18 protein-coding genes and 1 pseudogene are annotated in these 25,644 nt (G+C 62.0%); 2 read left to right on the forward strand and 17 right to left on the reverse strand.

Going from position 1 to position 25,644, the window contains the following annotated elements; genetic code table 11:
• Window positions 1-41 precede the first annotated feature (41 nt).
• Both GD429_RS08580 and GD429_RS08585 read right to left on the reverse strand, forming a co-directional pair.
• Window positions 42-458, reverse strand: coding sequence for a hypothetical protein (locus GD429_RS08580; protein WP_193727079.1), 417 nt, complete (start codon window positions 456-458; stop codon window positions 42-44).
• A 90-nt stretch (window positions 459-548) separates the two neighbouring features.
• Window positions 549-1,352 (reverse strand): EAL domain-containing protein, encoded by an 804-nt coding sequence (locus tag GD429_RS08585; RefSeq protein WP_152856538.1) that lies wholly within the window; start codon window positions 1,350-1,352, stop codon window positions 549-551.
• A 215-nt stretch (window positions 1,353-1,567) separates the two neighbouring features.
• Between GD429_RS08585 and GD429_RS08590 the strand changes: the two genes are divergently transcribed.
• Window positions 1,568-1,924, forward strand: coding sequence for a hypothetical protein (locus tag GD429_RS08590; RefSeq protein ID WP_193727080.1), 357 nt, complete (start codon window positions 1,568-1,570; stop codon window positions 1,922-1,924).
• A gap of 212 nt (window positions 1,925-2,136) precedes the next feature.
• Here GD429_RS08590 and GD429_RS08595 read toward each other — a convergent pair whose 3' ends face one another.
• The 10 genes from GD429_RS08595 to GD429_RS08640 all read right to left on the reverse strand — a co-directional run bounded on the left by GD429_RS08595 (window position 2,137) and on the right by GD429_RS08640 (window position 17,452).
• A complete protein-coding gene (locus tag GD429_RS08595; protein WP_152856539.1) occupies window positions 2,137-3,279 on the reverse strand; it encodes a DUF2827 domain-containing protein in 1,143 nt (380 codons plus the stop codon).
• 505 nt (window positions 3,280-3,784) lie between these two features.
• Entirely contained in the window at window positions 3,785-4,294 is a 510-nt protein-coding gene (gene tssJ / locus GD429_RS08600; RefSeq protein ID WP_152856540.1) for a type VI secretion system lipoprotein TssJ, read from the reverse strand.
• A 17-nt stretch (window positions 4,295-4,311) separates the two neighbouring features.
• Window positions 4,312-6,165 carry a type VI secretion system baseplate subunit TssF gene (tssF, locus tag GD429_RS08605; RefSeq protein WP_152856541.1) on the reverse strand — a complete coding sequence of 618 codons (1,854 nt, stop codon included), beginning with the start codon at window positions 6,163-6,165 and terminating at the stop codon, window positions 4,312-4,314.
• Complete coding sequence (locus GD429_RS08610; RefSeq protein WP_152856542.1) at window positions 6,162-9,689, reverse strand: ImcF-related family protein; 3,528 nt, start codon at window positions 9,687-9,689, stop codon at window positions 6,162-6,164. Before GD429_RS08610 ends, tssF begins: the two co-directional genes overlap by 4 nt.
• Window positions 9,655-11,031, reverse strand: coding sequence for a hypothetical protein (locus GD429_RS08615; RefSeq protein ID WP_227791592.1), 1,377 nt, complete (start codon window positions 11,029-11,031; stop codon window positions 9,655-9,657). Before GD429_RS08615 ends, GD429_RS08610 begins: the two co-directional genes overlap by 35 nt.
• Window positions 10,983-11,243 carry a PAAR domain-containing protein gene (locus GD429_RS08620; RefSeq protein ID WP_152856544.1) on the reverse strand — a complete coding sequence of 87 codons (261 nt, stop codon included), beginning with the start codon at window positions 11,241-11,243 and terminating at the stop codon, window positions 10,983-10,985. The genes GD429_RS08615 and GD429_RS08620 overlap by 49 nt, the downstream gene beginning before the upstream one ends.
• 30 nt (window positions 11,244-11,273) lie before the next feature.
• Complete coding sequence (locus tag GD429_RS08625; RefSeq protein ID WP_227791593.1) at window positions 11,274-11,963, reverse strand: hypothetical protein; 690 nt, start codon at window positions 11,961-11,963, stop codon at window positions 11,274-11,276.
• A gap of 19 nt (window positions 11,964-11,982) precedes the next feature.
• On the reverse strand, window positions 11,983-12,846 hold the full coding sequence (locus GD429_RS40975; protein ID WP_227791594.1) for a PAAR domain-containing protein: 864 nt from the start codon (window positions 12,844-12,846) through the stop codon (window positions 11,983-11,985).
• Entirely contained in the window at window positions 12,843-15,095 is a 2,253-nt protein-coding gene (locus tag GD429_RS08635; RefSeq protein ID WP_152856545.1) for a M23 family metallopeptidase, read from the reverse strand. Before GD429_RS08635 ends, GD429_RS40975 begins: the two co-directional genes overlap by 4 nt.
• A 5-nt stretch (window positions 15,096-15,100) precedes the next feature.
• Entirely contained in the window at window positions 15,101-17,452 is a 2,352-nt protein-coding gene (locus GD429_RS08640; RefSeq protein WP_152856608.1) for a type VI secretion system Vgr family protein, read from the reverse strand.
• 286 nt (window positions 17,453-17,738) lie between these two features.
• Here GD429_RS08640 and GD429_RS08645 point away from each other — a divergent pair.
• Window positions 17,739-18,369 (forward strand): annotated as a pseudogene (locus GD429_RS08645) (hypothetical protein); the annotation flags it as partial.
• Between the two features lie 129 nt (window positions 18,370-18,498).
• Here the strand turns inward: GD429_RS08645 and GD429_RS08650 are convergent.
• From GD429_RS08650 to GD429_RS08670, 5 genes are all read right to left on the reverse strand, one after another.
• On the reverse strand, window positions 18,499-20,613 hold the full coding sequence (locus tag GD429_RS08650; protein WP_152856546.1) for a phosphocholine-specific phospholipase C: 2,115 nt from the start codon (window positions 20,611-20,613) through the stop codon (window positions 18,499-18,501).
• A 42-nt stretch (window positions 20,614-20,655) separates the two neighbouring features.
• On the reverse strand, window positions 20,656-20,859 hold the full coding sequence (locus tag GD429_RS08655) for a hypothetical protein (RefSeq protein ID WP_152856547.1): 204 nt from the start codon (window positions 20,857-20,859) through the stop codon (window positions 20,656-20,658).
• Window positions 20,860-21,181: 322 nt separating this feature from the next.
• The gene (locus tag GD429_RS08660; protein WP_152856548.1) at window positions 21,182-23,179 is read right to left on the reverse strand and encodes an acetyl/propionyl/methylcrotonyl-CoA carboxylase subunit alpha; all 1,998 of its coding nucleotides are present in this window, start codon (window positions 23,177-23,179) and stop codon (window positions 21,182-21,184) included.
• A 39-nt stretch (window positions 23,180-23,218) separates the two neighbouring features.
• Window positions 23,219-24,004, reverse strand: coding sequence for an enoyl-CoA hydratase/isomerase family protein (locus tag GD429_RS08665; protein WP_152856549.1), 786 nt, complete (start codon window positions 24,002-24,004; stop codon window positions 23,219-23,221).
• 15 nt (window positions 24,005-24,019) lie between these two features.
• Window positions 24,020-25,627, reverse strand: a complete 1,608-nt coding sequence (locus GD429_RS08670) for a carboxyl transferase domain-containing protein (RefSeq protein ID WP_152856550.1) — start codon at window positions 25,625-25,627, stop codon at window positions 24,020-24,022.
• Window positions 25,628-25,644 lie beyond the last annotated feature (17 nt).

The raw sequence follows: 25,644 nt of genomic DNA on the forward strand, positions 1-25,644 counted from the left end.
GCCAGCCCCACGAATGATTTTTCTCAACAGGGGAAGGTGCGCTACACCAGCACCCGAGCGCCGCTTGACGCGGCGAATACGCGGCCATGCCGCCGCCCCGTGCGCGCGAGCACGGCGAAGCAACGAGCCGCCGGCCGGCTTGCGCCGCCGGTTTGCTTCACGAGGCTGTCGGATACGCCGCGCGCGATTGCCGAATCGTCGCCACACGCGCCCGCGATGACGCCTGCGTAATAGTGGCGCGCCGCCAGCTCGCGGCCGTTGGCGTCGAGCGGCGTCATCCGCTGAATACGGCGTGCGACGGCCTTCAGGCCGTCGAGATACGGCACGACGTCGATCGGCACATCGGTCGATTCGGCGCCCAGTTGCCACAGCATGTCGGCCAGCTCGGCGATCGCGACCAGGTCGCGCGCATCGGCCGCCTGCGTGCCCGTTCCGCGTCCGGTCTTCGTCTCCGCCATGTGTGCCCCTTTGCGATTCGTCCCGGCCACGCGCCGGACCCGCCCGACTCCGGCGCACATCACGCACGCCGCCCGCCTGTTCCCGCGCCGTTACGCGGCGGCCGGCGACCGCAATGAAAAGCGGATGCCCTGCGCCCATGCAACGCCGGCATCCACGATGATCTGCCGGTCGAGCTCGTTCTCCACGCCTTCGACGACGACGTGCCGCGCGCCTTCATGCGCGAACGCGATCAGCCTGCGGAACTGGTAGCGCCCGACCGCATTGCGCTTGATCATCGACAGGACCGACCGGTCGAGCTTCACGATGTCGGGATTGCCGACCACCAGATTGTTCAAAGCACTGAAGCCGACGCCGAAATCGTCGATCGCGATCCGGCATCCGGCCTGCCGGAAGCGGTTCACGAACGACCGGCCCGCGACGGGGTTCAGCGGCCCCGTCTCCGTGATCTCGACCACCAGCCGCGCCGCAACCGACGGCTCGCGCTCGAGCCGCCTGAAAATGGCCAGCCACGCGTTGTCGACGACCGCGCTCGCCGCCGCGACGTTGCAACCGTAGACGGTGCCCGGATCGGCGCGCAGCCCGTCGATCGTCCGGCTCACCACGAGCCGGTCGAACCAGCGCATCAGCCCGAGCGACTCGAGGCGCGGCAGGAACGCGGCCGGCGGCAACGCGTCGCGCTCGCCCCAGCGCAACCGCGCCAGGCACTCCTGGTACAGCACGCCGCCCGACAGGTCGGATCGGCACACCGGCTCGTGCGCGAACCCGAGCCGGCTTTCCACGAAACTGCGTACCGACGCGAGGTCGGGATGATCGTCGGGCGCGCCGAACACGAGATCGATTTCGTCACGATTCGCTTCCCGATTCGCCTCCAGGCGAGCTTCGACCGCATTCATCCGGCGCTCCGGCAAATGGCGAGCCGCCGAAGACGGCTCGACCTCAACAAACATGCGGAGCGAACCGACCATGACGCGCTCCGCCGCCTACCCGGCCCATTCTGTTATGTCGATCTTTTCCGGGAGCGTACTTTTCGCTTCGGCGCGCCGTCAAATTCGATATTGTCAACGATATTCAATTACCGGGAATACACCATGTACGCACGACACCGACTGTGCGACAGGTTACACAACGCGAATTACGGAACCCCGATCCGGAAGTCGCTTATCTTTTTCGTCCGAACAAATTTGTCCGAATCGATTTTCCGGCGACACGCCAATCCCGTGAATCGGGAATTTTTCAATTGATCGGATCAATGCCGGCCCGTGAAGCGCCGTCCGCATTCGATGCCAAGCTCGCCGCCGTAGCCGGCCGCCCGGGCTTACCGCCCGTTGAAAACCTGCCGCTGCGCCATTCGATCATCGCAGCATTCAATTTTCACGCTTCTAACGATATTAATGAATCTCAAAGCAGAATCAACCAGCCTTTAATCAATAATATCAAGTTTAATTATATGATGATTATAGATTGAACCAAGTTTAACAATCTTTCCAATTCGTTAACCTATAAACTTGTTTCCGACGGACTTCCCTCGGAGCCGTCAAATTCGTGCCTTCAAAAACCGTCGACCCGAACGGGTTCGACGGTTTCTTTTTTAACGGCATCAATTCATCAGACATTAGGGTGGGACAGCCCCGATGGCGGCCCGCGGCGCAACGGGCAAGCGCCTCGAAAAAACGGGCGTTATGCGGCCGTCGCACCGATCAGGTTCGCGAGCAGCGCGTCGTATTCGGCGACGAGTGCGGGATTCGCCGACGTATAGCGGCCGAGGATGTCGCGCTGGCGCCGCGTGTACGCTTCCCAGTCGTCGTCATGCGTATGCAGCGCGCGCAGCAGCGCATCGGCGCCCTGCTGCACGTCGTTGTCCGGATAGTAGTAGCCGAGATCGGGCGCGAGGCTCGCGTTGTGCACGAGCGGATAGCCCTGCCAGCACACGTCGAAATAGAAATAGTTGAGCGGGTTCGACCATTGATGCGACACGACGATATCGGTCATGTCGGCCAGGAACAGCGGCGTATCGAAGCGCCCGACGAAACTCGCTTTGCCAGCGCGCACGATGTCCAGGTAATTCATCAGCATCACGAACTCGGGGCTGTCGTGCGCGAGGCGATCGGCGTTCGTCACGTGAGTGAAGCAGATCGCATCGGGATCGCGGCGAAACGCCTCGTCGATGATCAGCATCGGATACACGCAGAACTTCACTACGTTGTGGTTCGGCTCCATCACCGTCAACCGCTTGCCCGGCTCGCTGCGCGGCCGGTATTCGCCGTGCTCCGGCAGCGATTGCGCGCGCACGCTCAGGAACATCGGATCCCACACGAACGGCACGACGCGCCCCGGGCAGCGGCGCAGCGACTGCAGGAACGGCAGCGACGACGGCGCGATCTGCGGAATCGCCCACACCTCGTCGAAGCCGCGGTTGACGAACAGCGAATCCCACAGCCGGCGGCCGAACAGCATCGACTCCATCGCGTTGATGTACTCGACGCCGCAGCAGTAGCTGACGAGCTTCGCGCCGCGCGCTTTCAGGTAGGCCGTCTGCTCGGCGTCGATCTGCCCGCCGAGCTCGATCACCACATCGAGCGAATCCTTCATGTCGGCGAACGCGCGTGTGTCGTACACGGCACGATCCCACGGCAGCGCGTCGGTGAGCGGCACGTCGGTCGTGTTGACCAGCGTCACGCGGTAGCCGCGCGGCGACGCCATCAGCAGCTTCGCGAGAAACAGCGCGTTCTGCTTGATGCCGTTGATCCACAGGCTTTCGTCGGGGGCACGCAATCCGATCGTGATACCGATGCGCAGGCCGTTCAGGACAGGAGACGTCATCGTCAGCGGGATGGGAGGTTGGATGGGAATGGAATGAACGCAGTGTAGCGCGCGAAGCGCCGCCCGCGTCAAGCGGCGGCGGCAACCGGGCATTCTAGCGAATCGCCGGCGGGCACACTGTCATGGATGGTTAGCGCCGGGCAGGCAGCGCTTTCCAATGGAACAGGAGCCTGGACGGGCGATCAGGAGCCGATTCTGGACGCGTTTCCAACGGATGAGGAGTCTGTGGCCGCCGGGGTGCAAGCGACGTTGACTGCCGGTGGGCGGCAAGTTAGCGGGGATGGTTGATTATCTCGGACGATCATCGATCTGAACGCATCTCGAATCCGCTCGATGGCGGGGCGCAAGCGATCCTCGACGGCACCCCAACGCTGGACTTTGTACCCGCTGCAAGTCCGGACGAACGCCGTGAATGAGTCGCGTCGGCGCTCCGGCGCTTTCGCTATCGCCAGATCACATCAGGCATTCCCTCGCCGACGATCAAGCTCCCGAAAATGCGCCTCGGTCATGGCACCAACTCCATCCGATTGCCGGTCACGATCAGCTTGACGGGATCAGTCTTCTTCCATTGCAATTTCGGAATCACCAGTTGCCACTCGGCACCCGCTTGATCACGAAAGAATCCCGCAACACCGACAACTTGCGCATCATCCGCCATGGGCGCAGACAGCTTCACCGCGGCGTCAGGCCCGAGCGTGGTTTCCATACCGCCGAGTAGATCGGCCTTCAGTAACGCGCTATCGTCATCGAGCAGTTGGGTGTAACTCGCTTTTCCGAAGACCTTCGCGTCTTTCAACTGGTAGACGCGCACCACAACCGGTAACGATTGGCCTTGCTCGTTTTCGTTGAGGGCGGAACGGCTTTCGATCACCAGATTCATCTGCTTGACCTTCGCGATGAATACCGCGCGCGTCGCGTCGACCGTCGTATCCTTCACCGACTGCCACATGCCGCAGCCAGACATCGACGCGACCGTCAGCGCACCGACCGCTACCTGTCGAATGCTTCGCATCATCCGATGCGTCCCCGGTATCACAACCAATCTCCCGTCTTGCTCATGCACGGATAGCGCCCGATCGGGCCGCCCACGCCCTCATACAGAACGAGCCGCACCGCAAAGTGGCAACACGCGTAGCGGCCTACGAAGCGGCTGAGTACGTCGCCGAACAGCGCGACGTCGCCCGGCCCAGCGAAACCCGACGGCTCGATACCCACGTTCACATTCACGATGCGATCGACGCGCGCCCCCACCAGTTCCGTTTCCTCGTCGAGCCACACGTTGTGGATCGCCTCGATGCGTCGCCGGTTATCGTCCTGTCGCGTCCAGTCGTACAACAACAGCGCGCCGCGCAGCACCTTCGCGTCCATCATGTTCAGTTCGCTCGCACCGGCCGCATTGAAGTGAGAGATCACCTGCCAGTCATAGTGGCCACCGCGCGGGGGATACAGCGGCATCGTCGGGGCCGTCAGGTTGCGTACGCGCTCGACACCGTTAAAGGTCGAAGCAGGCGTGGCAATCATCGATTCACGCAGGGCCATGCGCGGCAACCTGCCATTGTTTGCCAACACCCGGACCGTCACGTGCCCGTCCGGCAGGCTGCCCGGCTCATCCCACAGATGCCCCCCTAACGTCACGACCATCTCGCGCTGGCCGGTCACGCCGTGCCGAATCGACGCGTGGTAGTAGCGATCCGGCGACTCGTGTCGCATCATCCCGCCGCGGTGACGGAATTCCTTGATCGACCGATACGCGTATTGATTGGCGGTGCGCGGATCGGTCGCCACGACTGACAGCGCTTCGTAGGGCTCAACGTGATCGCCTGCTGACGCGGGGGGGAGCACCGGATAGTCGCGATCGTGTACGTTCGGTCGGATTGCCTGCGCGTCCAACTCGAACAGGTTGATCACCGGCGTGCAGAACAACCGGATATTGTCCGCGCCGAACGTGACGTCACCGAGCAGCCGATCCCGGATCACGATTTCGAATTCAACACGCGTTTCGCCCGGTGGCACACTCGCCGCGTCGAAACCGCACAAGTCGACGAAGTGGAATTTCTCCGGGAACGCAAAATATTCGAGCATCGTCTGCTCGCGATCGAGATCGGCGTCGCGTGCGTCGTGATTGACCGGCCACAGTCGCGCCTGTGCGCCAAAGCCAGCCGCCTCGAATCTCATGGCCGGACGCGGCTGCAACTGGCCGTCGAGTATGCGCGGCATGCGCACGCCGATCGACTCGACCTGGCGCGTGAACACCGCGTACAGCGCGGAAGCAGTCGGCCGGTCGCCATGCAGGTAAAGCCGGATACGCGACAGGTCATCCCGCAACCGCTGCTCGCGGTGCAGCAGGTCGAACGCGAGCCGAATCACCGTGCGACCGTCCTCGCGCATGCGCGCGCCCGCCTCGCGCACGTTGAGCGGCAACAGGCTTACCGCCTGAGTGGTTCGATAAACGCATATCGTCCCGCCATGGCCGACCGGTGTCGAACGCACCTGCAACCCAGGCGGCAACGTATCGAGATTCCGCGCCTCGCCGGTGCGGGGCATGCATTCGAGGATCGCCAGCGACGGAATCGTGCGACCTGCATGCGGCCACAGGTGGTCGATCAGCGGATCAGCGATTTCCGGCAACGCGTCGTCAAGCTTCATGTGCAGCCGGCTCGCGAGGAAAGCGAAGCCCTCGTAAGTCCGCTCGACACTGTCGTGTAGCGCACCGGGCATCATCGTCATTCCCACACGGCGGGCGCCTTGCGGCTGGTCCTTCGCAAATTCCCGCCCCGCTTCGCGCAGGTAGCACATCTCGGCATCGAAGTAGCGCAGGTACGGATCGTCCTCCGCGCCGAAGCCGCCCCCTTCGGGCATCAACGGTTTGTTTTTGTCTTCACTCATGGCTGGAGATCCGGGGGCAGCGGCGGCAGGAGCGGCATGGTGGACACGACACCCGCCTTGCCGACCACGAAAATGCGATCAGGCATTCGGAACCCGCGCAGTTTCAACAGGTCGATCGGCCCGGCGCCGACCTGTGTGCGCAGCACGTACGAAAGCGGCTCGCCGTTCCCGGTGTTCCACGTGAGCCGATAGCGCGTGCTATCAAGCTGCTTGACGTCCGCCTTGCTCAGCAGCCGCAGGAACGCCCAATCGCCGGTCGAACCGAACGCCTGCCGCAGGCTCGCGTCGAGCGTCTGCCACGTGAGCCCCGCGTGTCCGTTCAGGCCATTGCCCGGCCACGCCAGCCGCGTCCAGCGCTCCTGCTGATTGAAATAGACGATCTGCTTGCCGTCGACCGACAGTTCCGAGCGCGTTACCTTCGGTGTCGGCAGCGCCATCATTTCGAATTTCTCTCCCGCGTCGCCCTGCAAGTAAAGCTGCGCGCCAACCGTCGACAACTGCCGGACGGCGCTCAGGAATTTCGGGTCGAACTGCAGCGCCTGCGGCGCAAACTCATTCGGCGTCCAGTGATCGCCCTCCAGCTTCATCACGCCGGCCAGTTGTGTGGTGACGAAACGCGAGATCAATCCGGTATCGGGACGCACATAGCGGCCAAGCTCGGCGAAGGACGCATCGGCCTGCGTATCGAAGAACGGATAGCGGCCACTCATCGCCGCGTTGAAAGGCGCAGCAACACTGGCTCGCCATGCGTCGTTCAGGCTCGCTGCGGCCGGTTGCAGGATCGTCTGCCACGCGGACTCGAGCGGCTGCGTAAACACCGCATCGCCAAAACCCGCCCACGCCGTACCCAGACTTGCGGCCGTCAGCGCCGCGTCATCGCGCGCCTGCGACAACTCCGACAACTTCCCCTGGAACACCGCCTGCGCAAGCGAGCGCGCCATCGCCTGCGCATCGGGACTGCCGGAAATCTGCTGCAACTTCAGCCGCATCGTCGTGACTGCCGTCAGGTAGCGCGACAGGCTCACGCCGTTCAGCGCGATACTGGCCGGCGCAGCGGTCTTCTCATTTGCAGCGGTCGGCGACGCGCCCGCGTCGCCTATCAGTACGAGCAGCGGACCAAACGGTTTGTCGAGCGGATTGACGACGGCCGCTCCCGCCTGCTCGTCCGTGCCGATCAGGTCTTGCGCCTTGCGCACCAGCGTGTCGGCCAGCGCCTGCGACGGGCGCCCCGCCTGCGCCTGATATTGCACGGATTTCATCAGCGCGATCAACGGCGAGGTCTGTGCATCCGCGAGTCGAGAAAGCTGTTCGACCGCGCCGCTGAGATTGGATGCCGGCTGCCACTGCATACTGTTGAGCATGCGCTGCCACGCAGCCGTGTATTCGCCAAAATAGCGCGCCGTCAGCCGCTGCTTCAGTTCCTCGGCCGCGCGCTTTTCGTCAACGATCGCCTTGGTTTTCGTATGCGACGCCTGCGAACCGGTCAACACCCAGTCACGGCTCACCCGACGCTCGCGGGATGCCTTGTCGATCGCCGCAGCGATCATCCCGTCCCATGCTGCGCGCGTATAGATTCCCGGTACAGTCTGCGACGCCGTGAACATCCCGTAGGCATCGGCACCGTTCAGGAGGGTTTCGAGCGACGCGTCGGCGTATTTGTTCTTAACGTCGTCGAGAATACTTTGGTACACCGTATCGTCGGCCGATTCGAGTCCCATTTGGGTGACCAGCATGTTACGAGTCGAGGTCACAACACTGTCGTCCATCGCAATCCGCCATTCGGGATGCGCTTGGAGGTGATCGGCGTAAAACGCCGCGAGCCGCCGGCCGGTATCGTCGCGCTCGCCTAGCGGCATCTCGACGGGTCGCGACCACAAGGCGACCAGCAGGCGCTTTAGAAACGCCGGATCGGCGCGCGACGGGTCGCCGAGCATCAGGTACGTCTTGAGCGCGTTGTAGGTACTGCTGCGTATGTCCTGCGATTGAAGGCTGTCGGCGCGAGTCTGGTCTGCGGCTTTCAGCAGTTCGCCGATCGTTTGCACGACGGGTATCTGCAAGTTACGGGTCGCCGCGATTCGGTAGGGTTGCCAGAGATCATTCAGGATATCGCCATTGCGCGACAGGCCCGCGCGCAGGTACCACGGCGCGCCATGCTGCTGCCGGTATTCAAGCTTTTCCATCAACTGCTGTAACGCGAGCTGCGTGCGCCAGGCAACTGCCGTCTGTGGCCGGGCGCCGACGGCAGCGTTCGCCGTCTCCTCCGCCTCGCGCATGAGTTGCTGGTTGCCGATGAACGATGCGGTCATCCATATGCACCATGTAATCGCGGCAAGGGTCACGCACATCGCCAGCGCGTTCGGCCAGTAGAACCCCACGCGCCGGCCGTTGCCTCGTCGGCTGGCAATTTCAAGCCACGTCGGCAATAACGCGGCGGGTTGTCGCGGGAACTCAACCGGTTCGTTCTTAACTGTTGCAGCGTTTGGCGCCGCGTCCCCGCCCTCGGCGACCGGCACGGGCGCCGGCATGGTCACCGTCGTTGCAAATACGGGCGCGAACATCACCCCCGCCAGCGGCGCTCGCAAAGAGTGCGAAGCAAGTAGCGCTTGCCAGTTCGTGACGATGTGTTCGTGCTGTTTACCGATGTATTGCGAGATCTCGGCGAGATAGTTGACGCGTGCGGGTGCCGCACAAAGCCGCACGCCTGCATCCGCTGTACCACGCTCAATAGTGGCAAGCTGATCGCGTAAGGCGACCGCTGCTGGCGCTCCCTTGTACGCCGGCCCCGGAAACGCGCCAATCGTCTCGAACGTCTCGGGGCTCCCGCCCTGCGCAGGCACCGCATGCAGGAAGGTAACGGGCGCGGCCCAGCCGAGATCGTTCGCGAGCGCGGCAAGCACACGCGGCAGTTCGGTATCGCGCTCATCCACGTGCGTGACTTGCACTACGCTATCGACCGGCCGCCGAGGCCGCAGCCTCTGGATCTGACGGCGCCACTCGCTCGCCTCGATGCCGTCCGGTGCCACGTGCACGAGGATCGCGTTGCCGACTGACATCGCACCCGCGCGCTTGAGGCCCGGCGCGACTTTGTCGATCAATGCGTCCGTTCCGCTCACCAGCAGCCACGGTGATCGGTATCGCCAGCGCCATCCTTGCGAGACACGTAGTTCATCGACCATCCGTTGCAGACGTGCGTCGCGTTTGAGCGGATTCTGCGCCTCCGTCGTGTCACCGGTCTCCTTGCGAAACATCCGTCCAGCGACGGCGTATGCGCCGATGAAAAACAAGCAGAAATGTATGGCGATGAAGCCAAGCAGGGCGATGACGATGATGATCACCACCTGCATACGCGCCACACCGGGCGCGAGACCGAACAGGTCGCCCCGGCCCCACACGAGGCCAATCGCGAACGCGGAAACGATCAGGGCTGCAACGATCACTCCCCAGAGCGCGAGCCGTCCAGAGGGCGCAGATTCCTCAGCGGGGGCTGAGTCAAGCGGTCGCAAAGTCAGTTTCGGATCGGTCATGCTGAGCGTGTTCAGACAACAAAGGTTCCTTCCCGTGCGTACCGGGAAGAACGTGAACAATGGCGGACTGCGCGCCATCGATGATCAGTTGTGGCGCGTCCGTCGCACCACATTCGGTAGCGGCTGCGACGGACAGCCAGCCGCAGGCGCTACCAAAATCGCCGACGATGTAGGCGAGTTCGCATTGGGCGTCGCTATTCGCAAGCGCATCCAGGTTCGCGATGCGCAGCCCCTGATTGCAACGCTTGACGGCACGCGTGACCCAGGCACGCGTAACGACAGAGAAATCCGCCCTGCCCCAAATCACGGCATTCGCGAATCCGTACTCAATCTCGTCGGTCTTGCCTTCGACTGGCCGATGAAGGGTTGCCATCACGGGCACACCTTCAGGTAGACAGTAGAAGCCGGCATCGAGCAGCATCGCGACACATCCCTCCGTGCTGCCGGCCGGCGGCTGTTTTTCGTGCCATGTCGTAGCAATCACGAGCAGCGGGCATGCCTCGCGGGCGTCGAGCCACGCGTCAGCCACCAGCAATCCGTGCGAAGCCGGTACCGCCAACACGGTAAGCGGTGGCAGACCGGCCAATTGCAGCGCGTCGCGCACCTCCTGCTCGCGCAAAACTTCCTCGCCGGGTTCGGCCAGCACGCGCACCTTTGGCCAGTGAGCCGATTCATAGTGCGTGAGCGCATGCAGGCTCGCAGTGAGCGGTTCAAGCGCTTCGGCAATCCTGAGTGCAAGCTGGGTAGCGGGTCGCTTTGGAGCCTCTTCCTCTACGGCATCGGTCCCGCCCTCGTCAGTTGGATCGACCGCGTCGACTTCGTCGAATATTTCCGGCGAGTCATCAAAACGGCAATGCTCGACGACACCCGCACCCAAACGGGGCTGTTGTTGTCGCGGCAAACGCATGCCAGCATGGATCGCCTGTGCAAGCGTCTGGTCGTTCAAGGGCAAGCAGTAGCCGACGCCCAGCACCCGAAGCGGCTGCTGGGCGACGCGGATGCGCTCCGCCAGCCATCGGTCGCGATGGACGTTGCGGTGGTATGCGCGATACCACATGGCCTCATAGCGAGCGCGCTCGATCGCGAAGAGCAAGCCGAAAAAGCCGTTCGGGATACCGACGACGCAGAACCAGAACCATGTGTCGCCCGCGCGTTCACTCTTCGGCCACATCAGCAAAGTAATGGCCGCTCCGAACACCGCACACGCCAGCCAGATGCAGAACCACCACGGCCAGAAGCGTGGCCGGTGCGGATAGGCGCTCGGGCGCCCCGCCGGAGAAAGGTCGACGGGCATTACGCGAAGTGGACGTTCGGCAACGACGAGATCAGCCGGCAACCACATGCGCACCGATGGCCGTCCAGCGCGAACAGCTTGTGGTCGCGATCGGGAAACTTGTCGGCGCCCTCGTCAATGACGGTCGGGCCATGCAGTTCGCAGGTCGCCTCATCGCCCCTGCGGGCAAGGGGCCGGCCCATGAATTCGGTCCAGGGCGAGCCACTGGTGACTTCGCCGCCGTGTTCGAGTTTCTCGTCTTTGCGGATGGGAGATTTCATTTAGCCTTCCACACATCAATAATAAATCACTCAATTTACCCAATGAGCAGCTCGATATTTATTTTTAAGCGCCTTTCTAATAGAATCAACATCTTTATACTGCGCATGCGTAGTTCGCCCATCGCGAAAACCGCACTCGCATTGATCTAAGAAAGGCGCACTGACATCACTTTGCAGGCCAGCAAAAACAACTCCCGCTCTCGGATCACCAGTCAATTTGTAGACATAGCCATCAAAATACTCACCACCGTAATCATAATGATTGAGTGGCGTTCGCACCAAAACAACAACCTCCTTGCTTCTCTGTTCATGATCAGCATTCACAAAAAATACAGCGGAAATCTCCGGAACTCCGTCATCCTTCACATAACGATCAAAAACAACATCGTGCCATCCATGATTTCCATCAACAAACAAGAGGTGCGCATCAAGCACGTAGGGCATACCGTCTTTGGCATAACCCGGAATATCCGACGAATTCTCAACAAAATAAATATAAACACCCTGCATTACAGGCCCGGCATCAATAACAGGCGGCCGAAATTTATGAGTCTCATCGGTGCGGGCCTTTATTGCTGCCTGAATAGCAACAGGAACGCCGGCTGCATAGGCTCGCGGCACAAGGAGCAGAATGAACAACGCCAGCGAAATATTCAACGCGAAGAATCGTCGACCACCCATAACAATCAATCCAAGTAAAATTAAAAAATAATCCACCATACTTATGTAATTTCGAAAATCAGCCGACAACCACATGCGCAGCGATGGCCGTCCAGCGCGAACAGCTTGTGGTCGCGATCGGGAAACTTGTCGGCGCCCTCATCAATGACTGTCGGGCCGTGTGTAGATCACAGACTGCCTCGTCGCCCTTGCGGGCAAGTGGCCTGCCCATGAATGTGCTCCACGGAGAGCACATTCCGGTCACTTCGCCGCCATGTTCGAGTTTGTCGCCTTTACGGATAGGAGATTTCATTTTGGCTTTCGCTTTGTGACTATTTACGACCCTTATGGATTTAATTATTTTTCTGATTGAATTTACTTTATTCTCTGCTTTTTTACTGAGCGCTCCGCCGGGAGTGGGCGGCTGTTCAATGATGGCGGAGACAAAAATTGCTGGAGGCGTGTTGGACTTTTTTGATGGAATTAGTGCTGCTGCGTAACAGACTGCGGGACGTTTTTCTGTAGCGTCAGAAACGTCACAGAGTGTGTTATCAGCCTCATATACTATAAAATCGCCAATTTTTCCCTTTCTTGTTTCATAGAGCGTGCTATAGCTCCCTTCTACGTACACAAGGGCATCATCAGGCAATGAAGAAATTCGATTTCTACCTTCCGAAGAAAGTTCTCTATATTTAATGAATCCGTTGTCTTGAGTAATTTTGTAAGAAGTTTTATCGTATAGACATATGGTGGCTATCGCCTCTAGTCGATTCACATCTACGCATACGGAACCGGAACCATCTGGGTTGGTTCGTTTGTTTTCGTAAGTTGGAAGATGAATCTCCGTCCCGTTGTTAAATGTAATATTTTGCGCATACGAAGGCGATATGAGCCAAGTAAAATTGCTTAAAATAAGAAGTGCGATGGCATTTATATTTTTCATGCCAGATCCATTAGTATTTTTGAAATTCGTTGAGTGTGGCTAATGCGATCTTCTAGCCCGTTTGGTTTACGCGTCTTTTTATTTATCCCGTTAATGGAACGAGATACGGAGAAAATGGCTTGAGCGGAAACGTCTAGTTCTTGGATCGATGAATTAATCGTAATGTACTTATTGCTTGCAGCGCCTGCCGTCCAATACCACCCGCCTGCATCGATGCAGTTGAATGGAACGATGCTAATTTGTTGGGGGGCGGCAATAATAGGTCGGCGACGCGTTTTATCTTCCCACCATTTTTTGTCGAATGACGATGAATCTAGCCAGCCGCGGTACACCCAGTAGCTGGCATAGTTCACTCGCCCGGTAAGTTGCTTCATGCCACGACCTCGGAATTTGATCCCATCGCCAGAGGCGATGTTTCCAAGATCAGTTCGCCCTTCAAGATAGTCGAAATAGCGATCATCTTTACTGTTGTAATAACCACTTGTCTCAGGTTGAAGACTCGCCGAAAAATTGGTGGTGGACGCTTCCAACATGCGAGCGAGCATGAATGATTCCACGGCTCCTTGGCCAAGAAAATGTGTCATCCTCGTTGATGTGCTTATCAGATATTTGCGCATTCCTTGATTGAGCGATATCCGATATTGTTCTCTCTTGGCATTTGGATCTGGCGTTTCTTTACGTCTATAGAACTTATCTGGGTAGATGCACGAGAGTTCGGGCAACGATAGCCAGCCACACCGTCTGAAATGCCGAATAAACGCAAGCGGATGGAAAAACCACAGCTTCTGCCCTGCCGGAAGTCCTGTCTTGTTCCAAAACTGAACTTCCTTCAGATACTTCATGAAATCATTGTAGCCCTTGTCATTACCGTGGTAATAGCCGTCCTCATCAAGCAACTTCGCATAGCGCTCCTCGTTATTTGCACTATCCCACTCGCTGGGCGCGTCACAGACAAATCCGCACAACTGCTGGCGTACCTGATCGTTGTATTTCACATAGCTCGAAAGTGCGGCTGCTTTCTGGTTTTCGGTCGTTTTCACCACTACCGTTGGCTGCTCACTATCTGCAGCAGCCTTGACAATTTTTTTCAATGCATCTACATCGCATAGACCGTCACTGCCGAACGGTGTATTACCGTTACTAATTTTCTGCCAACCCATAAAGGACAGGAAATCAGCGTCGGAGAACTTATGAATATTCGAGTCATTGATATCAATGTAGCCGGCCCTGTCCGCCGCCCAGTTGACCTGCATCCATGTCACGCATGCATCGGCAGCCAATTTTTTGTCTGTGGACAGGATGCGACCAAAACGCAGTAGTTCGTAACCATCGCTTGGACATGACGAATAAAGCGCTGTCGCACGCTTATACAGATCGTATTCGTAGTCCTTTTCCTCAACGGGCTGTGGCGTGAGCAGCGCGCGGGTGCCGTCCTGTGCCAAGCTCCAAACGTTGGTGTATTTCGAACCGAGGCTGAAGTAGGTCTCAACAAGCAACGGCAGGGTGTTAGAGCCCTCGTGACCTGGCTTGAATGCGATCCCGTGTAATTTGTTGCGGGCATCGGCTTTTTCAGGCAGACGGCGAAACGCGCTGCCTGCTGGAATGACGAAGTACGCATGCCCCCACCAGTCGGTTTCAGTAGGAGCGGGAGGGGTTGGCGTACTGTTACCCAGTTGCGTGCGCCCAAAATAGGCGTCGAAATCCTCCGGCAACATGAAGATTTCGAAATGCAAATGCGGCATATCTTCATATTTTCCAAGCCACCCAAGCACGTCCTTGCGCCGGACCTTCTTGCCCTCCCCCGAGACCGCCGGCGTCACCTGCCCCTTGCTCACCGGGCCAGTCGGCATGCGCAAGAACTCGTAAGGCAACTCTTTAGAGTCCGCACCGTGCTCCCCATATTCCACCAACGGCAACAGATGCATATAGAGAGAATAGAAGGTCAGCGTGCGGCCCTCACCGGTCTCGGTCGTATGCTTGAGCAGCACAAATCCTGTATGGCTCGCGCCGTCGTCAACCGCATGCTGACACACCCGGTAGGCAACGACCTCGCCATCGGCGATCGCGTACACCTTGGCCTTTGTATTCGGCTGAAGATGCACACCACAATGCCAGCGCCGATCGAAGGCGATCGGGTAGACACCATGGGCGCATTCGAATTTGTCCACCGCGTCCATCATCGGATCGGGGTTCGTCCCGGTTGGGGCCGCGAGACCTGCATCGGGCAAAAATGGGGGGCTGATAATCATGGTCGTTAATGCGTGTGGCTATATCGAGTGTTCGGCTGATAGTCGCTTACCGGCAGTTGTGGCAGTTCGACCGATGTATGGCCAGGCCCTTCGAACTTAAACGACGCCGCCTTGATGCGGAATTCGCCCGGACAGTTGAAGACAACGTTGCCGTTCTCGATGGTCATTGACGCACCGCCGCTGACCACCGTCGCCTTGGTCTTAGCGCTCACGAGCACGTTCGCGCCGGCGCTCGACACATGCAATTGCTGGTCGGAAAAGAGATCCATAGGGGCGCCTTGGGCCTGCAACTCGATTTTCCCTTTCGAGAAAATCTTGATGCCAAGCTTGTGCGCGCACAGCGATATCAGGTCACCCGCGACCATGCGCAGGCGCTTGACGATGCTCACGTCCATGTCCTGCCCTGCGGTGACGATCACGTTCTCGCCCGCCGAGTGCTGCGTCGATTTCGGTGTCACGAATGCCATACCACCGGGAGCGCTCGCAAGCAGCCCCGCGTCGCGAAGCTGATTCAGGCCATCGAGCAGTGCCGTCTGCGCCGCACGGTCCGCAGGGTCGCCCTTGGCTTGCGTCGTCGCTGCCGCAAGATCCGCCACGCGCTGCAACGCAGCCTTGAGCTGCGCGATCGCGGCAGGCATATCGAGGTGCGGCGTCTCGGATCCGGCGGCTGCGTCCGCCGAGAAAAACAGCCCCTTCGGCGCACGCACCGTGCCCCAGTGCTGCGTGGTCAGTTCGAAGCCCTCACCGCGCTTGTTCTTCTCCCTGTCGACCAGATAACCCATATTGAGCGATGACTGCCCAAACACCGTCGCCAGCCGAATGCCCTCGTGGTTTTTCAGGTCTTCGAAGCGCAGCTTGTTGCCAAGCAACGGTGAGCGGAACACGGCGCGGCTGTACCAGCCCTCCTTGCCATGTACCAGATCCCGGCGGGCGTAGTCATGAACCGCCCCGGCAATCAGCAATCGATCGCAATTGCCTTGCGTCGGGACAACGCGAACCTCCGTTCTTGGCAACAAGGGAATGTGCAAGCCACCCTGATACGACGCAGACGTCCGCAGCAAGCGCAACGGCATGCTGTTCGTGCCTCGTTTGCCGCTGTGTCGAGTGAACAGAAACTTGACGCGATAGCGGCCGTGTTCATCCATCCACGCGTACGGTTCGTCATCGCCGGACTCGATCACACCGATCAGCATGCCGGTGATCCATCGCCAGTGCTTTTCGGGCACATATTCCGGCCGGTAGGTCTGGTGCGCGGGGATCGCTTCGAAGGTGTTGGTCACCGACTGGCTGCGACTGCCGGTCGTGACGAGCTTCGTGATCACGATCCCGTGCGGCGCCTCGGGAACCACGTCATTGGTGATCCGCACCACCATGCCGGGCATCATGCCAATCACGTTACTCGTGCCCGCGAGTCGCATCTGCCGCGTGAGCAGTTCGTCACGCCGCGCATCAGCCAGCGCCTGCCCCTCTTCGACCGAATGGAAGTGCTCGATGCTGCGGTTCACGCTCCCATAGACCGAGCGATCGTCGTCGGCCACGACCGATTCGACCTGCAACGGATCGTCGGGGGTGCGATAGTTGTGATCCCATTCGCGCACCGTCTGCGGCACCAGCTCGCGCGTGGCTTCCAACGTCAGAATCGCCTCGTGCCAACTCACCAGACCAGAGTGCGGCAGCAACGGCACTTCGAGCGCACGCACATAGCCTCGTGCTGTATTGCCGAACACCAACGTGTCGCGTTGCGGGCCGTCTTCTTTCTTCGCCTGTTTGAAGTAGTAATAGACCCCGGCGCGCCGGCAATGCCGGTCGATAAAGTTCGCGACCGTCTCTTCGTACATCACGGTTTGTTCGAACTTCCCGTCAAGCCCTTCCAGTTCGAACTCGACATCGAAGGACTGGAACAGGTTGCGGTCGACGATCGCGTCGGTGAGCAACTCGCGCAAGGAGCGGTCGAGAAGCACGGCCGAGTCATGCACCGACTCGAGCAGCGCGAAGCGCGGCTTCAGATGCAGTTGATAGGTCGCCTCGTCACGCGTGGTCTTGATCCGCGTCCACTGCATGACGATACCGTGCACGGTGCGCGCGGTGTGAAGCACGGGGTCGATCAACCCCGGCAGGGACGGCACCGACGCATGCTCGTCGATCATGAAGATCGCCGGCCGCCCGACGCAGGCCGCGCCCTCGATATGCTTGTCTGGAGACGTGACCGTGATGTCGGCAAGAAACGGCGTGTTCATCGCCTCCGTGAGCGTGAATTCGAACACGGAGAGCGGAGAGGCAAGCGTCGCGATCTCGAGATGAAGCGACTGGGTAGCGATCGCGCTCGGGTGTTTGAGCACATCCTGAATGGTTCGCATGGCCACCGTTGCATGAAGGGTTACATACATCGGCACGCCCATTCGCCAAAACCTCAGGAATACGATGCCGTCAGATTTTCCCGAGTTAAGCAAGTATTCGCAGCAAAATCCATGAGACAAATACGAAATTTACGAAAACGGCAAATTAAATCAGTGACGTGAAAATTAAGTTTTCAAATCGTTAAAATTCCATAACTTTCACGAAATGCATGCAATGCCTGAATCTCTCGCGAGAAACTCACGCGATGATTTTTAATGCAATACAGCTATTGGAAAATTAATGAGGCTGTTCACGGATCTCGACACGCATCACGACATGACACCGAGCGACGGGCTGTATCCGGTCATGCCGACTGGCCCCAATCTCGATCCCATGTGGTGCCGCTAATCAACGTTCGCGATCAACAAGTGTCCGGCGCCACTGCGACGCGCACGGCGATACGCTCTACGTGCATCGCGACATTCCCGCCGAGATCGGACTGCACGCGACCGGCAACCGGTTCAAGCCCTGGCCGCTGCATGCGTACCTGCGGCACCACGAATGGGTCGTGCGGCTCGACGCCGACGTGCTGATCGCGGACCAGCAGAAAGCGCTGGAGCCGCCGCTCGAAGGGCGAGACTGGCTGCTCGCGCAAGATATCGGCCAGTGCACATTCAACTCCGGCGTGACGGCGTCCCGGCGCACCGAACGCAACGACGCGATGCTGCGCGACACGATGGCCACGATGGCCACGATCGCCGCGCCGCAAGACAGGTCGACCGTCCATGCCAGCGACGGCGACCAGTTGCATTTCATTCGCGCGATGGAGCGCGACGGGCAGTTGCACGGCGAAGGCGTGGCCGATCTCGTCAGCTTAAACACGCGCTGGCTGTTTCGCCGCGCGGACAGCTACATCGTGCATTACTACGGGATGTAGTCCGCGATGCGCGCGCCGATGATGGCGCACGACGACGGGCTGATGCCCTGACGCCGCCACCGCGACATCAACATCTCAAGCGCATGCGCCGGCCGGCTCCAACCAGCCGGCGACGCATGCCGCTTGCCGTCAGATCGCCGTAACCGTCGGCGCGACGGCCGCCGGATCAGTGACGCTGGCCTTGCCGGTTTCGACGTGCCCCGCGATGCGGCGCATCCAGCCCGCATTCCCGGCAACCGCGAACTGCAGGTCGTACCAGTGGCTGCTGCACGACAGATCCCAGTGCGCCTCGACGCGCTGCCCCGCCGGAATCGTCAGCGTGCGCGCCGCCCCGCCGTAGGCAACGTCGGTCGCCGTGATCGTCAGCGCGCTGCTGCCCGCATTGGCGAACGTCACGTAAACGTCGCCGTTCGCCGCGTCATAGCACGCGGTGATTTCAGGCTTCGCGACGGCGTCCGCGGCAGCGGCCCCCGCAAAGCGCCGGAAATAGCCGTTCGGGCCCCAGACGCTCACCAGGTAGTTGCCGTTCGCGTCGAGCGCCCACGTATCGGTCAACTGCTTGCCCGCTTCGACCGTATAGCGGCGCGGCATCGCGGTGGCGTCGCCCGTATAGACCCAGAAGTGCGCGCCTTGCGTGCCGGTATTCGCGAACGTCAGCGCATAGCCTTGCGCGCCGAGCTGGCCGGTGACGTGCAGTTCGTACGGCAGCGCGCGCGCCGGCCGCGTGCCGGGCTCCTGCGCGGTCACGACCTGCTGCGCGGTGCTGGTCGGCGCGGTCTGCGACGACGCACGCGAACATTGCAGGTCCGCCTGCGCGACATACGCCTGCGTGCTCGGCAGGGTCGGCAGCGTCGCGTCCGATTTCGAAAAGTCGAGCGCCGACGTCAGGTCGCCGCAGATCGCGCGGCGCCACGGCGAGATGTTCGTTTCCATCACGCCGAAGCGCTTCTCGATGAATTGCAGCACCGACGTGTGATCGAAGACCTGCGAGCAGACGAAGCCCCCCTTCGACCACGGCGACACGACGAACATCGGCACGCGCGGGCCGAGGCCGTACGGCAGGTTGTCGGCGGTATACGTGCCGCTCTGCGTCGAGGTCACGACGTTGTGCCGCTCGAGCGACACGTCCACGGTGCTCATGCCGGATCCCGGCAGCGTCGGCGCCTGCGGCGGCACGACGTGGTCGAAGAAGCCGTCGTTCTCGTCGTACATGACGAGCAGGACGGTCTTGCTCCACACGTCCGGATTGGACGTCAGCGCGTCGAGGATCGTCGACAGGTAGTAGGCGCCGTACAGCGGCGTGAACTTCGGGTGCTCCGAATACGCGGCGGGCGGCAGCAGCCACGATACCTGCGGCAGCGCGTTCGCCTGCACGTCGGCTTTCAGTTGCGTGATCGGACGCGTGCTCATCCCGCGCGTCTGCAGCGACGAACCGGCCGGCGCATTCACGAAGTTGTCGAAGCACGCCAGCATATTCGTGCCGTAGTTGCCGGTGAAATTGTCGAACCCGGTGCCCTGCTGGTAGACCTGCCACGAGATGCCGGCCTGTTCGAGCCGCTCCGGGTAGGTCGTCCAGTTGAAGGGCGGCAACTTGATCTTGTCGAACTGGTTGTCGATGTAGTCGGTGTTGTCGAGCAGCGGGCCACCGCCCGTGCCGAGCGGATCGACCATGCCCGTCATCAGGTACATGCGGTTCGGGTGCGTGTTGCCCGGGATCGAGCAGAAGTAGTTGTCGCACACCGTGAACGCATCCGCGAGCGCGTAGTGGAACGGGATGTCGTCGCGGACGTGGTAGCCCATCGTCATGTTGGACTTCTGCGCCGCCCATTGGTCCGCGCGGCCGTTGTCGATCGCGCCGTGCGTCGTCGCCCACGTATGCGGCAGGCCGCCGATGCACTGCGCGTTGACGCCCGGGTCGGTCGTGTCGTAGCGGAACGGCGCGATCACGCTCGTCTTGTCTTCCTGCCGCGGCTGGAACCACACCGGCTTGCCGTTCGGCAGCGTGACCGGGAAGCGGTCGTTGTAGCCGCGCACGCCGCTCAAGTGCCCGAGGTAGTGATCGAACGAGCGGTTTTCCTGCATGAACACGACGATGTGCTGGACATCCTGGATCGTGCCCGTCACGGTATTCGGCTCGATCGCGAGCGCCTTGCGGATCGATTCGGGAAGCAGTGCGGTGGCGGCGGTCGCGCCGGCGAGGCCGGCGGAGAACTTCAGAAAATCGCGTCGCGAATGAGTGGCCATGCTGGTTGCTCTTGATTGGATTTCTGGTTGGAACGACCGGTATCAGGAAGCGGGCGACGATGCGGGCGCGGTGAAACCCGGCGGGCAGCGCATCTGCGCGGTGGCGACGACGGCGCCGCCGCAGGCGGCCTTCTGCTGCGCGACGGGCGCGGGGTCCGCATTCAGGTCGTCGCCGCAGGCGCTGAGGAGTGCGATCAGCGCGACCAGGCCGACGACCGCGAAAGGCCGTAAGGCCGACGTTCGCATAACGTATCTCCGTGGATGTGATGACGTGACACGGACGCGAACCCGCGTCGGTCATATCGACGGCGAGATGCTATGTTCGACTTGTTACACGAAGGTGTCGAGTGACGATGAAGGTGCGGCGGGAGGAAGTGGCACAGCGGGCCATGCGTTCGACGGAAGTATGTATTTCGCAGGAAATACGTAATGCGAAAGAAAGATTGGTGCGGCGCCGGCGTGTCGATTCAATCGATGCGGCACCTGTCGCAACCACCTGCGTGCTGCGATTCGCGAAGCGGTTTTCACGGGCCGGCAACTGCCGGCCCGCGCACAGCGAAAGCGTCGATCAGCCTTCCGCCATCATCAGCAACTGCGCGCCATCCGCGACCTGGTCGCCGACGCCGTACAGCACTTCCGCGACGACGCCCGCACCCGGCGCGCCGATCGTGTGCTCCATCTTCATCGCTTCCATCACGATCAGCGGCGTGCCGGCTTCGACCTTCTGGCCGGGTTCGACCAGCACCGCGATCACCTTGCCGGGCATCGGCGCGGTCAAACGCCCGCCGCCCTGTTCGGTATCGCCCGCATGCGCGAGCAGGTTGCGCCATTCGAACGTCTCGGCCGCGCCCTGCGTGAACACATGGAACGTGTCGCCGTCCGCATACACGCGGCCGCTGCTGCGCATGCCGCCGAGCGTCACGTCGAAATCGAGCGGCGTTGCGCCGCGCGTCCAAACGAACGGTTGCGCGGCCGCATCACCGGCCGCGATGCGCGCAACGGCGCCGTCGTCTTCATACGCGACCGTCACGTCCGCTTCGCGATCGACCGCGCGCCATTCGAGCGTGCGGCGATAACCGCCGTTCAGTCGCCAGTCCGGCAGCGCGCCCCACGGCGATGCCCCCGGCGCGGCCGCTCCGCGTTCGCGCGCGAGCAGCGCCGCGCAAGCAAGCGCGAGCGTCGCGCGCGGCGGCTGTTGCGGTGCGAACAGCGCGTCATTGTTGCGCTCGATCAGGCCCGTATCGAGATCCGCCGTCGCGAACGGCTCGCACGCGACGATCCGCTGCAGGAATGCGGCATTCGTATGCAGCCCGACCACCTCGCACGCGCGCAGCGCGCGCAGCATCAGGCCCAGCGCTTCCGCGCGGTCCGCGCCGTGGACGATCAGCTTCGCGATCATCGGATCGTAGAACGGCGTGATCGCATCGCCTTCGCGCACGCCGCTGTCGACGCGCACCGCTGCGCCGATGTCAAACTCGACGCCTTCCGGCAGCCGCAGGTGCTTCAGCGTGCCCGTGGACGGCAGGAAGCCGCGCGCGGGGTTCTCCGCGTAAAGGCGCGCCTCGAGCGCGTGACCCTGCACGCGCAGTTCGTCCTGCTGCAACGGCAGCGGCTCGCCGGACGCGACGCGCAGTTGCCACTCGACGAGATCGAGCCCGGTGACCATCTCGGTAACCGGATGCTCGACCTGCAGGCGCGTGTTCATTTCCATGAAGTAGAACGCGTCGCCCGTCATGATGAATTCGACGGTGCCCGCGCCGACATAACCGACCGCGCGCGCGGCCGCGACGGCCGCCTCGCCCATCGCGCGGCGCAACTCGTCGGGCAGGCCCGGCGCCGGCGCTTCCTCGAGCACCTTCTGGTGACGGCGCTGCACCGAGCAATCGCGGTCGAACAGGTACACGGTATTGCCGTGCGTGTCGCCGAACACCTGCACCTCGACGTGGCGCGGGCGTGTCAGGTATTTCTCGATCAGCACGCGGTCGTTGCCGAAGCTGCTCGCGGCCTCGCGCTGGCACGACGCGAGCGCCGCCGGGAAATCGCCGGAGCGCTCGACCACGCGCATCCCCTTGCCGCCGCCGCCCGCGCTCGCCTTCAGCAACACGGGGTAGCCGATCTCGTCGGCTTCGCGATGCAGGCAGGCCGCGTCCTGGTCGTCGCCGTGATAGCCGGGCACGAGCGGCACGGCGGCCGCGTGCATCAGCGCCTTCGCGGCGGCCTTCGACCCCATCGCCGCGATCGCGTCGACCGGCGGCCCGATGAACGCAATGCCGGCCGCCTCGCACGCATGCGCGAAATCTTCGTTCTCCGACAGGAAGCCGTAGCCGGGATGGATCGCCTGCGCGCCGGTCGCGCGCGCGGCTTCGATGATGCGCTCGATGCGCAGATAGCTGTCCGCGGCCGCCGAGCCGCCGATGTGCACGGCTTCGTCGCATGCGGCCACGTGCTTCGCGTTCGCATCGGCGTCGGAATAGACGGCGACGCTCGCGATCCCGAGACGTTTGCACGTCGCGGCGACGCGGCACGCGATTTCGCCGCGGTTGGCGATCAGAATCTTGTCGAACATGGCTTCGGTTTCGTCCGGAAAGAGTGGGTCACGACGACGTCATTCACGCCACGACGGCGTGCGTTTCTCGAGGAAGGCCGCGATCCCTTCGCGCGCTTCCGCGCCTGCGCGGGTGCGCGCGATCCAGTCGGCGGTCTGCTCGATCAGCGTCGCGTCGAGCGCGCGGCCGGCCACGTCGGCGACGAGCCGCTTGCATGCACGCACCGCGTCGGGGCCGTTCGCGACGAGCGTCGCGGCCAGCTTCGCGACCGTCTCGTCGAGCGCGTCGGCCGGCACCGCGTCGTGAATGAAGCCGAGCGATGCGGCACGCGCGCTGTCGAACACCTCGGCCGTCGTGAAGTAGCGGCGCGCCGCACGCTCGCCCATCGCGCGCACGACGTACGGCGCGATCGTCGCGGGAATCAGCCCGAGCCGCGCCTCCGACAGGCAGAACTTCACGCCGTCGGCGGCGATCGCGATATCGGCCGCCGCGACGAGGCCCACGCCGCCCGCATACGCGTCGCCATGCACGCGCGCGATCACCGGCTTGCCGCAGCGATGGATCGCCTCGAGCATCCGCGCGAGCTTGCGCGCATCGGCACGGTTCTCGTCGTCCGAGTAACCGGCCATCTTCTTCATCCAGTTCAGGTCCGCGCCCGCGCAGAACGCGGCGCCTTCCGCCGCGAGCACGATCGCGCGCACGCCTTGGTGCGCGTCGAGCCATTCGAACGCGGTGGTCAACTCGGCGATCGTCGTCTCGTTGAACGCGTTGCGCACGTCGGGACGCGCGAGCGTGACGGTCGCGACGCGGTTTGCTTCGTTGACCTTGATGGTTTCGTATCGCATCGTCCGCTCTCCTCGTTACATCCGGAACACGCCGAAGCGCGTATCGTCGATCGGCGCGTTCATCGACGCCGCAAGGCCGAGACCGAGCACGTCGCGCGTCTGCGCGGGATCGATCACGCCGTCGTCCCACAGCCGCGCGCTCGCGTAATACGGATGGCCCTGGCGCTCGTACTGGTCGCGGATCGGCTGCTTGAATGCCTCTTCTTCGTCGGTCGACCACGAACCGCCCTTCGCCTCGATACCGTCGCGACGCACGGTCGCGAGCACCGACGCGGCCTGCTCGCCGCCCATCACCGAGATCCGCGCGTTCGGCCACATCCACAGGAAGCGCGGCCCGAATGCGCGGCCGCACATCCCGTAGTTGCCGGCACCGAACGAGCCGCCGATGATCACCGTGAACTTCGGCACCTTCGCATTCGACACGGCCGTCACCATCTTCGCGCCATGCCGTGCGATGCCTTCGTTCTCGTACTTGCGCCCGACCATGAAGCCCGTGATGTTCTGCAGGAACACGAGCGGGATCTTGCGCTGGCAGCACAGCTCGATGAAATGCGCGCCCTTCACCGCCGATTCGGAAAACAGGATGCCGTTGTTCGCGACGATCCCGACCGGGTGGCCCCAGATGTGCGCGAAGCCCGTGACGAGCGTCGTGCCGAAGCGCGCCTTGAATTCGTCGAACTCGGAATCGTCGACGATGCGCGCGATCACCTCGCGCACGTCGAACGGCTTGCGCGTATCGACGGGAATCACGCCGTACAGGCTCTTTGCGTCGTAGCGCGGCGGCTTCGGCTCGCGCAGCGCCACCGGCGATGCGATCTTCGGCGCGAGATGATCGACGATGTTGCGCGCGATCGACAGCGCATGCGCGTCGTTCTGCGCGAGATGGTCGACCACGCCCGACAGGCGCGTGTGCACGTCGCCGCCGCCGAGATCCTCGGCGCTCACTTCCTCGCCGGTCGCGGCCTTCACGAGCGGCGGCCCGCCGAGGAAAATCGTGCCCTGGTTCTTCACGATGATCGACTCGTCGCTCATCGCGGGTACGTACGCGCCGCCTGCCGTGCACGAGCCCATCACGACCGCGATCTGCGCGATACCCGCCGCCGACATCGTCGCCTGGTTGAAGAAGATGCGGCCGAAGTGGTCGCGATCGGGGAACACGTCGTCCTGGTTCGGCAGGTTCGCGCCACCCGAATCGACGAGGTACACGCACGGCAGCCGGTTTTCCGCGGCGATTTCCTGCGCGCGCACGTGCTTCTTCACCGTGACCGGGTAGTAGGTGCCGCCCTTGACCGTCGCGTCGTTGCACACGATCACGCACTCGCGGCCCGCGATCCGGCCGATCCCGGTGATGACGCCCGCGCCCGGCGCGTCGTCGTTGTACATGCCGTTCGCCGCGAGCTGCGACAGCTCGAGGAACGGTGCGCCCGGATCGAGCAGTTGCGCGATGCGGTCGCGCGGCAGCAGCTTGCCGCGCGACAGGTGCTTGTCGCGCGCGGCCTGACCGCCGCCCTGCGCAAGCTGTTCGATCTTCGCGCGCAAGTCGGCGACGACCGCCTCGAGCGCCGCGGTATTCGCGCGGAAGTCTTCCGAACGCGGGTTCATTTTTGATTCGATGATCGGCATCGACGAGGCTCCGTTCG

Source organism: Burkholderia sp. BE17 (assembly GCF_009362305.1).
GTDB classification, from domain to species: domain Bacteria; phylum Pseudomonadota; class Gammaproteobacteria; order Burkholderiales; family Burkholderiaceae; genus Burkholderia; species Burkholderia pyrrocinia_C.

Coding starts and splice junctions, on each gene's coding strand:
- GD429_RS08580 (WP_193727079.1), bottom strand. CDS start 458: ATGGCGGAGACGAAGACCGGACGCGGAACGGGCACGCAGGCGGCCGAT.
- GD429_RS08585 (WP_152856538.1), bottom strand. CDS start 1,352: ATGAATGCGGTCGAAGCTCGCCTGGAGGCGAATCGGGAAGCGAATCGT.
- GD429_RS08595 (WP_152856539.1), bottom strand. CDS start 3,279: ATGACGTCTCCTGTCCTGAACGGCCTGCGCATCGGTATCACGATCGGA.
- tssJ (WP_152856540.1), bottom strand. CDS start 4,294: ATGATGCGAAGCATTCGACAGGTAGCGGTCGGTGCGCTGACGGTCGCG.
- tssF (WP_152856541.1), bottom strand. CDS start 6,165: ATGAGTGAAGACAAAAACAAACCGTTGATGCCCGAAGGGGGCGGCTTC.
- GD429_RS08610 (WP_152856542.1), bottom strand. CDS start 9,689: ATGACCGATCCGAAACTGACTTTGCGACCGCTTGACTCAGCCCCCGCT.
- GD429_RS08615 (WP_227791592.1), bottom strand. CDS start 11,031: ATGTGGTTGCCGGCTGATCTCGTCGTTGCCGAACGTCCACTTCGCGTA.
- GD429_RS08620 (WP_152856544.1), bottom strand. CDS start 11,243: ATGAAATCTCCCATCCGCAAAGACGAGAAACTCGAACACGGCGGCGAA.
- GD429_RS08625 (WP_227791593.1), bottom strand. CDS start 11,963: ATGGTGGATTATTTTTTAATTTTACTTGGATTGATTGTTATGGGTGGT.
- GD429_RS40975 (WP_227791594.1), bottom strand. CDS start 12,846: ATGAAAAATATAAATGCCATCGCACTTCTTATTTTAAGCAATTTTACT.
- GD429_RS08635 (WP_152856545.1), bottom strand. CDS start 15,095: ATGATTATCAGCCCCCCATTTTTGCCCGATGCAGGTCTCGCGGCCCCA.
- GD429_RS08640 (WP_152856608.1), bottom strand. CDS start 17,452: ATGCGAACCATTCAGGATGTGCTCAAACACCCGAGCGCGATCGCTACC.
- GD429_RS08650 (WP_152856546.1), bottom strand. CDS start 20,613: ATGGCCACTCATTCGCGACGCGATTTTCTGAAGTTCTCCGCCGGCCTC.
- GD429_RS08655 (WP_152856547.1), bottom strand. CDS start 20,859: ATGCGAACGTCGGCCTTACGGCCTTTCGCGGTCGTCGGCCTGGTCGCG.
- GD429_RS08660 (WP_152856548.1), bottom strand. CDS start 23,179: ATGTTCGACAAGATTCTGATCGCCAACCGCGGCGAAATCGCGTGCCGC.
- GD429_RS08665 (WP_152856549.1), bottom strand. CDS start 24,004: ATGCGATACGAAACCATCAAGGTCAACGAAGCAAACCGCGTCGCGACC.
- GD429_RS08670 (WP_152856550.1), bottom strand. CDS start 25,627: ATGCCGATCATCGAATCAAAAATGAACCCGCGTTCGGAAGACTTCCGC.